The sequence below is a fragment of the Enterococcus sp. AZ048 genome (assembly GCF_051715125.1).
GTDB lineage: Bacteria > Bacillota > Bacilli > Lactobacillales > Enterococcaceae > Enterococcus_A > Enterococcus_A gilvus.
Genome location: NZ_JBIOTD010000001.1, coordinates 1,200,862 through 1,213,915 on the forward strand (window position 1 = coordinate 1,200,862; position 13,054 = coordinate 1,213,915).

Below are 13,054 nucleotides of genomic sequence, written 5' to 3' on the forward strand. Positions count from 1 at the left end.
TGTACCTCCTAAATTGAAAAACAAACGCTTCCTTTTGTATTATACACTAAGGATCGTAAAAAAATATGGAGCACAATCATTCGAATTCAACTGCTTTATTTTCGTTGCTGCAATCAGAAAATTTTCAAAATATTGGGATTAGAAAAAAAGCAGTATTTACACTCCCGTTGTTAATGGAGAAGAGTTGGTAAGAAAGTCTGCGGATGTCTTTAGTTCCGTGGTTCTATGAGGTCAGTTACTAAAATTCGGTGAGCCGAGGCGATTTTGAAGTAAACGGGAAGAAATTTATGTTACAGAAGCTTTCTTGATAGAGAGCTTTTTTAGTATCTTTAATTGTCTAATCAAATATATTTTGCCAAAGAAAGTCGAATTAATTTATAAAGTTGACACTATAGTCTAATTAGACTATAGTAAGCTAAATAGAAATTGAGGTGCAGAAAATGAAATCCATTTTATTAATTGGACAATCAAACATGGCTGGTCGCGGGTACGCAAAGGATGTACCAGCAATCTATAACGAAAATATCCAAATGTTGCGTAATGGGCAGTGGCAAATGATGGCAGAGCCCATTCATTTTGATCGTGAGGTAGCAGGTATTGGACCGGCGGCTTCGTTTGCAGCTGCTTGGTCACTGGATCATCCAGATGAAAAATTAGGATTGATCCCTTGTGCGGAGGGCGGCAGTTCCATCGATGAGTGGGCTGAAGATCAGATTTTGACGCGTCATGCGTTGTCTGAAGCAAAATTTGCGATGGAATCCAGTGAATTGATTGGGATCTTGTGGCATCAAGGCGAGAATGATAGTCTGAATGGTCTCTACAAAGAGTATGCGCAGAAATTGAAGGCTGTTTTCGCTCATTTTCGGCAAGAACTTGGATTGCCTATGTTACCAATCATTGTTGGTGAACTGCCCAATTTTCTTGGCAAAAGCGGCTTTGGATTGAGCGCGACAGAATTTAAGGAAATCAATCAGGAGATGAAGAAAGCCGTAAGCGAAATAGATAATTGCTATATCGTTAGTGCTGAAAAGTTAAAAGCCAATTTAGACGGTATCCACATAAGTGCTGAATCACATCGACAGTTCGGTATTCGGTATTACGAAGCCTTTGACAAGCAAATGGATATCCAACATTCGTTAAACACTGAAGACGAAACACTAAGTAAAATTTATGGGCGAGAAACCACGAAAAATGAAAAAATTTATTTATTAAGTCGTGATTTTGCTCTTGGAGAAATAACGTATCCAACATTTATCGAAAGGTTCACTGAGGTCTCAAACGAATCATAGGGGGAAAACGAATGATACCACTGTTGATTTTAGGACTGTTGCAAGAAATGCCGGAATCTTATGGCTATGAATTATTGGCTGAGATGAAGGCCAATTATTTTCAATACTTTGTTCGATTTACAAAAGGTTCCTTCTATTATAATATCCAACAACTTGAAGAGAAACGAATGATCGAAAAAGTGCAGTCTACGGAACGCCCTGAAGAAAAAGAAAAGAATCGATATGTGCTGACAGAATTAGGTAAGAATGAATTCAAGCGACTATTTTATAAATACGGGAGTAAAAGTGAACCAATCACGTTTCCCTTTTATACGTCCATGCTTTTTGCGAACCAACGTCGACCCGACGAGATCCAACAATTGCTGCAAACACAAATTCAGCAAACAAAAGAAAAAATTCGTTTAATCGACGACGCCCTAAGTTCTTCGAAGCAATTGCATTCTAATTTTGCTAAAATGATGGAAAACTCTAAGCGTCACCACGAAGTCAATCTAGAATGGTTTCAGGAACAACTGGTTGATTCTCTAAAGGAACCATCAGAATAATCAAACAGCCGAACACCTATTTCCTAACGTCTTTGACAGAAGGATAGTTGTTCGGCTGTTTAGTTAATTGTCTTACTTTATTTGTGACTACATTTCACGCGTCTGTTGATTTTGTTGAGTGATTTCTTGCAAAAGTTCAATTTGCAGTTGCTGTAATTCAATAAGATGCTGCCATTTCGATGCCATTAAATAATCGATTTTTTCATGGAGAAGGTGAATCTCCACTTCAGATTTAACATTTACTTCATAATCATTGTCTGCTTCTACTCGATCACGGTCAGTTTGTCGATTTTGGCTCATTAAGATGATTGGCGCTTGAATAGCTGCCAGACAAGATAAGGCTAAGTTCAATAAAATATAAGGAAACTTGTCAAAAGGTTCAAAAAACAGAGGAAGTGTGTTTAGCGCGATCCAAGCTGCTAGAACAACGATGAAAAGAATAATAAATGTCCAGCTTCCGCCAAATTTTGCGATGCCATCCGCGACTCTTTGCCCGAAAGTTTCCTTTGTTTTTAAGGCGTCATTAACATTTTTGATGTGTACTTGCTGCGTCCGGATTTTATGTTTCAACTCATGGTCAAGTTGTTTTGAAGTGGAGACCTCATTTTTTAATTGTTCATTAAGGGATTGAAAACGATAGTTCAATAAGCTTAAATAAGAAATCGATGTTTGCGAGGTCAGAGTGGGCTCCTTCTTGAGAATAAACGTTTGAAGTTCCTTTTCCAGCTCGGAAATCTTATAGTGTTGATCGGATGGATTGTCAGTCATAAGAATCACCTGCTTTTTTTAAAATCATAGCACGAGTCACACGTTATTGAGTGATAGATGCTTGAGAAACTTTTGACTGACCAATCAATTAGGATGTAGGATCAAAAAAACAAGAATTATAAACAAAAAGAATCCTAAGAAAACACAGAGAAGATACGTCTCGTGAATTTTCTTTTCTTTTTTTTAAGTTGTTGGTTGGTAATCTTATCTTATAAGCATTCTCTTTTTGTTATACTGAAAGAGGGGTGATTGTAATGGATCACTTGAAAAATATCTGTTGCTTTGCACCCATAATGGTGTATGCGACAGCGGAAGTTGAAGGAAAAGTGAATACACTCTGTTTAGAGCTGGTCACGCTTGCGGCAAAGGGTTGGGGTGCGAGCGAGCTGTATGAGTATGCCTTAAAATACGGAAGTGCCGTTGACGGAACAGAGATGGTGCTGTCAGCAGATTCGAAAGGAATAGTACTCATCTTTCGACCAGAAAGAAAGAAACAGTATTTTGAAGAAGCCAGCAGTATCTATTTATGAGTTCTTTTTTTAAAATAATCGATCGAACATATTCGGACCAACGCCGAATTAACAAAATGAGTAAAGGGACTAAGTGAGTAGTCCTTTTTTTAGTTATCTAAATGTAAAAGTATTCTACTTCCTACAGGAATCAGGACACCGTAAAAACGAGCAGGCGATGTCTATGAGGAACCTACAAATAGTTTAAATCACTTTTCAAATGAAAAGAAATAGCGATAAATACTTTACATTTGAAAAGAAAAAATGATAATCGCTTTCTATTTGTTAAGTCAATTGTATAAATTGAAAGAATGTGAAAGGGCTATGAAGTCTACAGGTTTCTTCAAAAATTCTTAAAATAGTAGAAATTATGGCAACAAAATCATTTTTAGTTTACACTGAGTGAATGATAGAACAATAGATAGAAATCAACGAACCTCTATGACTTTTTGTAAGAGGAAAGATTGATTTTTTATGGTGAAGAGAGGCTGTTTCTATGAAAGTATTCAAACGTGTCTTATTAGGTGTTTTAGGTGTTTTATTGATTTTTGAGTGTTACCTCATTTTTTCCTTTGTTCAGGGATATGAATCAACAAAGCATCATCAAGCAAAGGATAACATTCATTTTAATGGGGAAGAGGCACCGGACCAGAATGATTTGAATATCTTGATCATAGGAACTGACTCGCGTGGGGAAGATCGCGGACGGTCGGATTCCTTAATGATCGCCCATTATGATCAGAAGAAGCAACAACCAAAGCTCGTATCCATCATGCGAGACAGCTATGTCGATATACCTGGTCATGGGAAAGATAAGATAAATGCGGCTTATTCCTACGGCGGCATTGAGCTAGTTCGAAAAACGCTGAAAGAAAATTTCGATATGCCGATCGAGTACTACGTCACGATTGATTTCGATCATTTTAAAGAAGCGATTGATAGTCTTTTTCCAAAGGGTGTAACGATTGACGCAGAGAAAGATTTGGATTTAGACCAAGTATTCATTAAAGCAGGCAAGCAAAAAATGGATGGCAATACACTGTTGCAATACTCCCGTTTTCGCGAGGATGAGGAAAGCGATTTTGGTCGAATCCGCAGACAGCAGCAAGTGATTTCCGCAATTTCTCAACAGGTGACTGATGTTACTTCGTTAAGTAAGCTGCCGAAAACCACAGGGAAGCTGCTAGGTTATGTCGATACGAATTTACCTGAAAGTACCATTCTTAGTGTGGGAAAAGATTTTGCATTAGGAAATACGGAAAAGGTTGAGACACTGGCTGTCCCGATTGACAAATCTTGGGAATTCAATAATGATACTCCAAGTGGCAGTGTTTTAGAGCTGGATACGGAAGCAAATGCAAAAGCTATCAAAAAGTTTTTGACTGAATAAAGTATATTATATAGTAAGAATTTTAAAACCAACGGTCATGCTGTTGGTTTTTTTTGCGTATGAATGTAACTGGAAAAAATTTGAGAAGATTGGTTCAAATAGTCCAAGTTGAGTATCATGAAATTTCGTTTTTTAGACAAAATCTAAGATTTGTTTATTCACACTTTTCAATAACAGTGTTTATAATGGTTCTCGAGAGGAATGAGTAAACTATGAATCACGTTACACGGATCGTTTCTTTTGCAGGTGTTGCCGCAGGGTTGCTTCTATTTAATGGCGCTGTTTTCGCCGATGCGATGGGGTCAGAGCAACACACTGCAAGGGACACGACAGAGACAACAAGTACTCCGTCTACTGAGGATTTGGCAAAGAACCAAGCAGCCATCGAAGAAGCGATAAAGGCAGCCCAACAGCAATTTGAGGCGCGGCAAAAGCAGATCGCTCAGGATCTCGCTGATGCTCAGCAACGGGCTGGAAAACGACATCAAGAGAATCACACTGATTTTGAAAACCTCCAAGATCAACTCGATCAACACCATGCCGATGTTCAAAAACATGTGAAGGAAGTAAATGATCAAATACAAAAGGACCATGGAAACATTGAGAATCAATGGTCGCAAGCCCAAAAACGCTTAGATCAGGCGAGGGCAGAATGGCAGCAAAAAGTTGCGGATGCTGAGAAATTACAACAACAATTAGATGCGGATCGAGCAGCTATTGAAAAGAATAGTGCAGCGGTAAAAAATGGTGCGCAAGAACAGAAGGGACAGTTGACAGAAGGTGCGAACCAAGCACAAGCAACCATTTCTGATGCAAAAAATCGTACGAAAGATGTGAAAGACTCCGTCGATCGAATAAAATCGATCATTGATTCTGCCGAAAACGATCTTTCTGCTGCTAATACAAAGGCCATCGCTCCTTCTACAGCGTCAACTGCACAAGCAGCCACGAGTACTGCCGCAAAGGAAAAGCAGCCGATACAACAAAAAGAATACCCTAGGACAAATGATCAACCGAATGTTCTTCTTTCTTTAGTGGGAATCGGACTGGCTAGTAGCAGCACTTTCGGATGGTATGTTATCCGTCGCAGACAGTGATCATATCGGATTTTAAAGGAACGACCGAATGTAAAGTCATTCCGAAAAATACTTAACAAATGTAAAGTCAGAAGCCTTCAAACTTTCAATATGTAAAGTTTTAAGGCTTTTGGCTTTTTATATGAAAGCGACGTTTTTTAGTGTTGAAGCTCATAGGTAGGAGATAGTCGTTAAAATTTTTTCTATGACTGTCTTTAGTAATGAGTCAAATGCTTCAAATACTGTCAATTGTGGTAAAATACCTGTGTTACTAAAAGCAGAAAGAGGGACATAATGACACACTCTACATCCGCATATATCCACATTCCATTTTGCGAACACATTTGCTACTACTGTGACTTCAACAAAGTTTTTCTTGAAGGTCAGCCGGTAGATGAATACATAGAAGCTTTATTGAAAGAAGCCCGTCTTTCACTGAGTGAACATCCGATCGAAAAGATGGAGACACTCTATATTGGCGGAGGAACCCCAACGTCTTTGAATGCCGCACAGTTGGACCGGCTATTCGGTGGATTAAGAGAAATCCTTCCTTATGAGAACGGAGAATTCACTGTGGAAGCCAATCCAGGGGATTTGTCCGCAGAGAAATTAGATGTGATGCGTAATTTTGGCGTCAATCGGATATCTATGGGCGTCCAAACGTTTGATGATCGGTTACTTAAAAAAATTGGCCGTAAGCATAATGCGCAAGACGTGTACGATACTATTCAACTTTTAGAAAAAAAGGATTTTAGAAATGTAACGATTGATTTGATTTATGCGTTGCCAGGTCAAAGTTTAGAAAGTTTCCGCGATACCGTGGAGCGGGCTTTGGCTTTAGATCTGCCGCATTACGCACTTTATTCCCTGATTTTAGAAAATCAAACGATGTTCATGAATTGGGTGCGACGTGGAAAAATGCATTTGCCTGAACAAGAAGTAGAGGCCCAAATGTATGCTGAAACAATTGAAGCAATGGAGAAAGCTGGACGAATGCAATATGAGATCAGTAATTTTGCTAAGCCAGGATTTGAGAGTAAGCATAATTTAGTTTACTGGAATAATCAAAATTACTTTGGGATCGGGGCAGGCGCGAGCGGCTACTTAGAAAATCGACGCTATAAAAATCGCGGGCCGATTCAACATTATCTGAAGTCTTTGAATGACGATCGTCTTCCAATTCTTGAAGAAGAACACTTATCTGAACGAGAGCAAATTGAAGAAGAAATGTTCTTGGGCTTAAGAAAAATTTTAGGAGTTGAAAAGGCGGTTTTTAAAGCCCGTTTTAAGCAGTCAATAACGGATGTTTATGGTGACGTGCTTGAAAAATTAAAGCAGCAAAAGCTCATTACAGAGACCGATACCAGCATCCATCTGACCAAGGCAGGATTGTTTAGAGGCAACGATGTTTTTGAAGAATTTTTATTGAATAAAAACGATTAGCACTCTCTGTTGCAGAGTGCTAATTTTTTGTTTTTTTCACTTGACTTCTATAGGAGATGTGGTATATTAATAATCGAGTTAGCACTTAAAAAGAAAGAGTGCTAACTAAAGGATGAGATGAATGTTAACGGAAAGACAAAAACTGATTCTCAGCTTGATCATCCAAAACTTTACCCATACGGGACAACCAGTTGGGTCGAAAAGTTTAATGGAAGAAGGCGTAAAAGCAAGTTCCGCGACTATCCGTAACGACATGAAGACCTTAGAAGAATTAGGCTTGTTAGAAAAGACTCATTCCTCATCAGGAAGGATTCCTTCAGCTCTGGGGTATCGCTATTATGTGGATCATCTACTAACGCCGATAAAGGTGAGTAATCAAGAAGCAGATCAAATTCGCAGTTCGTTAAAGAAAGATATTCATGAGATCGATGATATTATTCAACAATCCGCAAGAATACTTTCGCAGGTTACCAGCTATACGGCATTTTCACTCGGCCCTGAAATGAAAGATCGGACGTTAACAGGATTTAGGATCGTTCCATTGAATGATCGCCAAATTTTAGCAATCATCGTTACTGACAAAGGGAACGTTGAAAGCCAAGTTTTTCGTATTCCTGAGAATGTTGACAGTCAGGACTTGGAGAAGATGGTTCGAATCATCAATGATCGTTTAGTGGGACAGCCTTTAATGAGTGTCTATCAGAAATTGCGAACAGAGATTCCAATGATTTTACATCGCTATTTTCAAACCACTGATGGCATCAGACATTTGTTCGATGTGATTTTAAATGAGGCGTTTGAAGATAAAGTCTTTGTTAGTGGGCGAATGAATATTTTAAATTTCAATCCCGATCAGGACTTCGATCATGTAAAGTCAATGTATTCACTGATGCAGAATTCGGATGAATTGACACAATTATTGCTTCCCTCAGATGACAATATCCATGTACGGATCGGTACGGAGTTAGGCAATGATTTGTTTGATCATTTAAGTATGATCCAAGCAAATTATGAAATTCGCGGGCATGGCCGAGGAACGATCGCATTGTTAGGCCCGACCTCGATGCCGTATTCAAAAATCTTCGGATTATTGGATGTATTCCGATACGAGTTGACAAATGCATTGGATGATTATTATCGTTCTTTGGATTTATATCACTAGAAACGATTCCTAAAAAGAAAGGAAGTACGCGTAGTGGCAAAAGAAAAGAAACATGAAGTTGAAGAAGAAGTTGAAGCGGAAGAAACAATGGAAACTGAAGAAATCGATATCCCAGAAGTTTCTGAAGTAGAAGACTTAACAAACAAGTTCAGTGAAATGGAAGATAAATTCTTGCGAGCTCGTGCTGAGATTGCAAATATGTCTAACCGTAACAAAAATGAGCGGGAACAGTTAATCCGTTACCGTTCGCAGGATCTTGGAAAAAAATTATTACCAGCGATCGACAATTTGGAGAGAGCCTTAGCAACGGAAGTGACAGATGATCAAAGTGCCAGCCTGAAAAAAGGGGTAGAAATGGTACTTGAGAGTTTGACCGTTGCATTGAAAGAAGAGGGGATCACAGAGATCAAAGCTGAAGGTGAAACCTTCGACCCGAATCTTCATCAAGCGGTTCAAACAGTTCCAGCAGAAGACGACGTAGCACCCGAAACGATCGTCAATGTTTTACAAAAAGGGTATCAACTACACGACCGAGTATTGCGTCCCGCAATGGTCGTTGTCGCTCAATAAAGTATTCTACTATTAATTAGTAAATTTAAAAGATAAATGAAAAGGAGATTTTCAATTATGAGTAAAATTATCGGTATTGACTTAGGTACAACAAACTCCGCAGTAGCTGTTTTAGAAGGCGGAGAAGCTAAAATCATTACAAATCCAGAAGGAAACCGCACAACACCATCTGTTGTCTCATTCAAAAATGGGGAGATCCAAGTAGGTGAAGTCGCAAAACGTCAAGCAGTTACAAACCCAGATACAATTTCATCAATCAAACGCCATATGGGTGAAGCTGGATACAAAGTAGAAGCAGACGGAAAATCATATACTCCGCAAGAAATCTCTGCAATGGTATTGCAATATATCAAAGGATTTGCAGAAGATTACCTAGGCGAAAAGGTTGAAAAAGCCGTTATCACAGTTCCTGCTTACTTCAATGACTCTCAACGTCAAGCAACAAAAGACGCTGGTAAAATTGCTGGTTTAGAAGTTGAACGTATCGTGAATGAACCAACTGCTGCAGCATTGGCTTACGGTTTGGACAAAACAGACAAAGATGAAAAAATCTTAGTATTTGACCTTGGTGGTGGTACGTTCGACGTATCAATCCTTGAATTGGGCGACGGTGTCTTTGACGTATTATCTACAGCAGGAGACAACGCTCTTGGTGGGGATGACTTTGATAACAAGATCATCGATTACTTAGTTGCTGATTTCAAACAAGCAAACGGCATTGATCTATCTAAAGACAAAATGGCTATGCAACGTTTGAAAGATGCTGCTGAAAAAGCGAAAAAAGATTTATCAGGTGTCAGCTCAACACAAATCAGCTTACCGTTTATCACAGCCGGCGATGCTGGTCCGTTGCACTTAGAAACAACACTTTCTCGTGCAAAATTTGATGAAATTACGGCTGATCTAGTTGAACGTACGAAAGCACCTGTTCGTCAAGCCTTAAAAGATGCTGGTCTTTCTCAATCAGAAGTCGACGAAGTTATCTTAGTCGGTGGTTCAACTCGTATTCCAGCAGTTGTAGAAGCTGTTCGTAAAGAAACAGGTAAAGAACCAAACAAATCAGTTAACCCAGATGAAGTAGTAGCAATGGGTGCTGCGATCCAAGGTGGGGTCATCACTGGTGATGTGAAAGATGTCGTATTACTTGACGTAACACCATTATCATTGGGTATCGAAACAATGGGCGGCGTGTTCACGAAATTGATCGACCGCAATACGACGATCCCAACAAGTAAATCACAAGTATTCTCAACAGCTGCTGACAATCAACCTGCAGTAGACATCCATGTCTTGCAAGGTGAACGTCCAATGGCTGCTGATAACAAAACATTAGGTCGTTTCCAATTGACAGATATTCCAGCTGCACCTCGCGGAATTCCTCAAATCGAAGTAACGTTTGATATTGACAAAAACGGTATCGTAAACGTTTCTGCGAAAGACCTAGGAACACAAAAAGAACAAAAAATCACGATCAAATCTTCATCAGGTTTGTCTGACGATGAAATCGATCGTATGGTGAAAGACGCAGAAGCAAATGCGGATGCTGATAAAGCTCGTAAAGAAGAAGTGGACCTACGTAATGATGTAGATGCTTTACTATTCTCTGTTGATAAAACATTGAAAGAATTAGAAGGCAAAGTAGATGCAGACGAAGTGAAAAAAGCAGAAGACGCGCGCGATGAACTAAAAGCTGCCGTTGAAGCAAATGACATCGAATTGATGAAAGAAAAACGCGATGCATTGAACGAAATCGTACAAAACTTAACAGTTAAACTTTACGAACAAGCGGCACAACAACAAGCAGATGCTGATCCAAACGCAGCTCAAGGCGGCGCGGATGATGTCGTAGATGCTGATTTTGAAGAAGTTAACGATGACGACAAATAATTGATTCGTTGATAAAGGCCAAAGTCATCGCTTTGGCCTTTTTTCTTTCAAGATTGGCAAGTCCGTTAGAAAAACGTTAAGAAACGTATCGTATCGATTTTTAGTGTGATACAATACTAACGATTCTATGAAATTATGGAGGGAAGCCAATGGCTACAAAACGGGATTATTACGAAGTCCTTGGGGTACAAAAAGGTGCTTCGGATGATGAAATAAAAAAAGCATATCGTAAGCTTTCCAAGCAATACCATCCGGATATCAATAAAGAAGCCGATGCTGAGGAAAAGTTTAAAGAGATTTCTGAAGCTTATGAGATTTTAAGCGATCCGCAAAAACGTGCGGCATACGATCAATACGGCCATGCGGGAACAGATCCGAATTTTGGAGCTGGAGGAGCAGGCGGTTTTGGCGGTGCTGGTGGTTTCGGAGGAGCAGGCGGCTTTGGGTTTGAGGATATTTTTGAATCTTTCTTTGGTGGTGGCGGTGGACGTCAAGCAGATCCTAAAGCACCAAGACAAGGGGCAGATTTACAATACTCAATCAACCTTGAATTCGAAGAAGCTATTTTCGGTGTAGAAAAAGACATTAAATACAACCGTGAAGAAACGTGTCATACGTGTCACGGAAATGGGGCAAAACCTGGCACGCAACCAGAAGTTTGTCATAAATGTCATGGTTCTGGTTCAATTAACGTTGAACACCAAACACCACTTGGACGTGTAATGAGCCGTCAAACATGTGATGTGTGTCATGGAACAGGGAAAGAAATCAAAGATCCTTGTCCAACGTGTCATGGTTCCGGTCATGAGAAGCGCCCTCATACAGTCAAGGTGAAAGTACCTGCTGGTGTGGAAGACGGCCAACAAATGCGATTAGCGGATCAAGGCGAAGCTGGAGTAAACGGTGGACCATACGGAGATTTGTATGTTGTCTTTAAAGTGAAACAAAGTGACATCTTCGACCGTGATGGCGGAGAAATTTACTACACCTTGCCGTTGAGTTTTGTCCAAGCGGCTCTAGGGGATGAAGTCAATGTCCCTACCGTTCATGGAGATGTTAAATTGAAAGTACCTGCGGGCACACAAACAGGTGCTAAATTTAGACTCCGCGGAAAAGGCGCTCCGAGACTTCGTGGAAATACGAATGGCGATCAACAAGTAACGGTGAAAATCATTACACCTAAAAACTTGAATGAGAAGCAGCGTGATGCGCTACGTGCATTTGCTGAAGCAGGCGGGCAAACAGTAAGCGAACAAAAAGAAGAAGGTTTCTTTGGCAAAGTGAAAGATGCCTTTGGTGGAAAAAAATAAGTTTAGAGGCTTAATCAATTCAGTATTGATTAGGCCTCTTTTTTCTTTTATCCTTAATGAAAAGAGAAAATGTGTTTAAGGGAGGTTCGCATGGATAAATTGGACAAGCTGTTTGATCGAATGACCAAAGATATGGTGTACTATTTTATTGCTGGAGGACTTGCTGAACCGGACGGTCTTATTCGCACAGTAGAATTCTTTTTAAACTTTGTTGATAAAGGAAGGCTCAGTGGGAAATTGCTAGATGAAGAACTCGTTAAAGAAGCTTTGATCCATCATTTGCCGAACCATATGCCGCTATATATCGATGAAAATTTTTATGCTTATCAAATGCTGCTGGACCTTTATTACGCATTGTATAATGAAAGAATTATTACCAAAGAAGAATGTAAAGAAATGCAATACGTTATTTATCTCAATAAAACGGCGTTTCTATCTCGTATGAGCAACCCTAACTATTGGTCAAAAAACAAATTGGCAGTCATGGATCAATGGCGTGAAGGAAATTTCGATATGGAAGAGCCTTACAATTTAGATAATTATAATTTAGATGAAACGGTAAAAAAAGAAGTTCCGAACAATATCTTAGAGTTTCCCAGACAAAGTGCTGCTGTTAAAACACAAACTAGTTATGTCGTACGTGTAGATCTCAAAGGGTATCGACCTCGAATCTGGCGGCGCTTAAAAATTCCTGCGAGCATTTCTTATGAGCAGTTACATGAGATTTTGCAGATTGCATTTGGTTGGGAAGATTGTCATTTGCATAGCTTTTTTGTAGACAAGAAAATAATGATTGGTCCTAGTGATTTAGAGATGGTGCAATTTGCGGAAGAGCAGCGATTGATCGATGAAGATTTTAAAAATAAGAAAACAATCAGTTATCTTTATGATTTTGGTTGCGATTGGCAACACCAGCTGGTTATTGAAAAGATCCTTGAGGAGGCTCCCGTTGAGTATGCAATATGTATGAAGGCAAAAGGGGAGACGCCAGCTGAGGACTCACGGGGAAATGAAAGCTGGAAGGCCTTTGACATAGCCGACATCAATAAAGAATTGAAAAAGAAGAGATAAGTTCCCTTTAACGTGTTTTCACTGTGAAAGAATA

Annotated in this window: 12 protein-coding genes; 11 read left to right on the forward strand and 1 reads right to left on the reverse strand. The window is 39.5% G+C overall.

Annotation, left to right across the window (positions count from 1 at the left end; all coding sequences use genetic code 11):
- The first annotated feature begins 440 nt into the window (after nucleotides 1-440).
- Together IGI66_RS05920 and IGI66_RS05925 are read left to right on the forward strand one after the other, a co-directional pair.
- Nucleotides 441-1,289: a sialate O-acetylesterase gene (locus tag IGI66_RS05920; protein WP_438848027.1), complete on the forward strand. Its 849-nt coding sequence runs from the start codon at nucleotides 441-443 to the stop codon at nucleotides 1,287-1,289.
- 11 nt (nucleotides 1,290-1,300) lie between these two features.
- A complete protein-coding gene (locus IGI66_RS05925; RefSeq protein ID WP_086304355.1) occupies nucleotides 1,301-1,834 on the forward strand; it encodes a PadR family transcriptional regulator in 534 nt (177 codons plus the stop codon).
- A gap of 87 nt (nucleotides 1,835-1,921) precedes the next feature.
- Here the strand turns inward: IGI66_RS05925 and IGI66_RS05930 are convergent, their stop codons facing one another.
- Complete coding sequence (locus tag IGI66_RS05930; protein WP_438848030.1) at nucleotides 1,922-2,602, reverse strand: DUF1003 domain-containing protein; 681 nt, start codon at nucleotides 2,600-2,602, stop codon at nucleotides 1,922-1,924.
- 254 nt (nucleotides 2,603-2,856) lie between these two features.
- Here IGI66_RS05930 and IGI66_RS05935 point away from each other — a divergent pair, with 254 nt between their 5' ends.
- From IGI66_RS05935 to IGI66_RS05975, 9 genes are all read left to right on the forward strand, one after another.
- Nucleotides 2,857-3,132 (forward strand): hypothetical protein, encoded by a 276-nt coding sequence (locus tag IGI66_RS05935; protein WP_438848032.1) that lies wholly within the window; start codon nucleotides 2,857-2,859, stop codon nucleotides 3,130-3,132.
- 475 nt (nucleotides 3,133-3,607) lie between these two features.
- Nucleotides 3,608-4,501 carry an LCP family protein gene (locus IGI66_RS05940; protein ID WP_010781071.1) on the forward strand — a complete coding sequence of 298 codons (894 nt, stop codon included), beginning with the start codon at nucleotides 3,608-3,610 and terminating at the stop codon, nucleotides 4,499-4,501.
- A gap of 212 nt (nucleotides 4,502-4,713) precedes the next feature.
- Complete coding sequence (locus IGI66_RS05945) at nucleotides 4,714-5,598, forward strand: LPXTG cell wall anchor domain-containing protein (RefSeq protein WP_438848034.1); 885 nt, start codon at nucleotides 4,714-4,716, stop codon at nucleotides 5,596-5,598.
- A 273-nt stretch (nucleotides 5,599-5,871) separates the two neighbouring features.
- Nucleotides 5,872-7,020, forward strand: a complete 1,149-nt coding sequence (hemW, locus tag IGI66_RS05950) for a radical SAM family heme chaperone HemW (protein ID WP_438848036.1) — start codon at nucleotides 5,872-5,874, stop codon at nucleotides 7,018-7,020.
- A 121-nt stretch (nucleotides 7,021-7,141) separates the two neighbouring features.
- The gene (hrcA, locus tag IGI66_RS05955) at nucleotides 7,142-8,182 is read left to right on the forward strand and encodes a heat-inducible transcriptional repressor HrcA (RefSeq protein WP_010780987.1); all 1,041 of its coding nucleotides are present in this window, start codon (nucleotides 7,142-7,144) and stop codon (nucleotides 8,180-8,182) included.
- 33 nt (nucleotides 8,183-8,215) lie between these two features.
- Nucleotides 8,216-8,752: a nucleotide exchange factor GrpE gene (grpE, locus tag IGI66_RS05960; RefSeq protein ID WP_010780986.1), complete on the forward strand. Its 537-nt coding sequence runs from the start codon at nucleotides 8,216-8,218 to the stop codon at nucleotides 8,750-8,752.
- Between the two features lie 57 nt (nucleotides 8,753-8,809).
- Entirely contained in the window at nucleotides 8,810-10,639 is a 1,830-nt protein-coding gene (dnaK, locus tag IGI66_RS05965; protein WP_010780985.1) for a molecular chaperone DnaK, read from the forward strand.
- A 149-nt stretch (nucleotides 10,640-10,788) separates the two neighbouring features.
- The gene (gene dnaJ, locus IGI66_RS05970) at nucleotides 10,789-11,949 is read left to right on the forward strand and encodes a molecular chaperone DnaJ (RefSeq protein ID WP_010780984.1); all 1,161 of its coding nucleotides are present in this window, start codon (nucleotides 10,789-10,791) and stop codon (nucleotides 11,947-11,949) included.
- A gap of 90 nt (nucleotides 11,950-12,039) precedes the next feature.
- On the forward strand, nucleotides 12,040-13,020 hold the full coding sequence (locus IGI66_RS05975) for a plasmid pRiA4b ORF-3 family protein (protein ID WP_438848039.1): 981 nt from the start codon (nucleotides 12,040-12,042) through the stop codon (nucleotides 13,018-13,020).
- The last annotated feature ends 34 nt before the right edge of the window (nucleotides 13,021-13,054 follow it).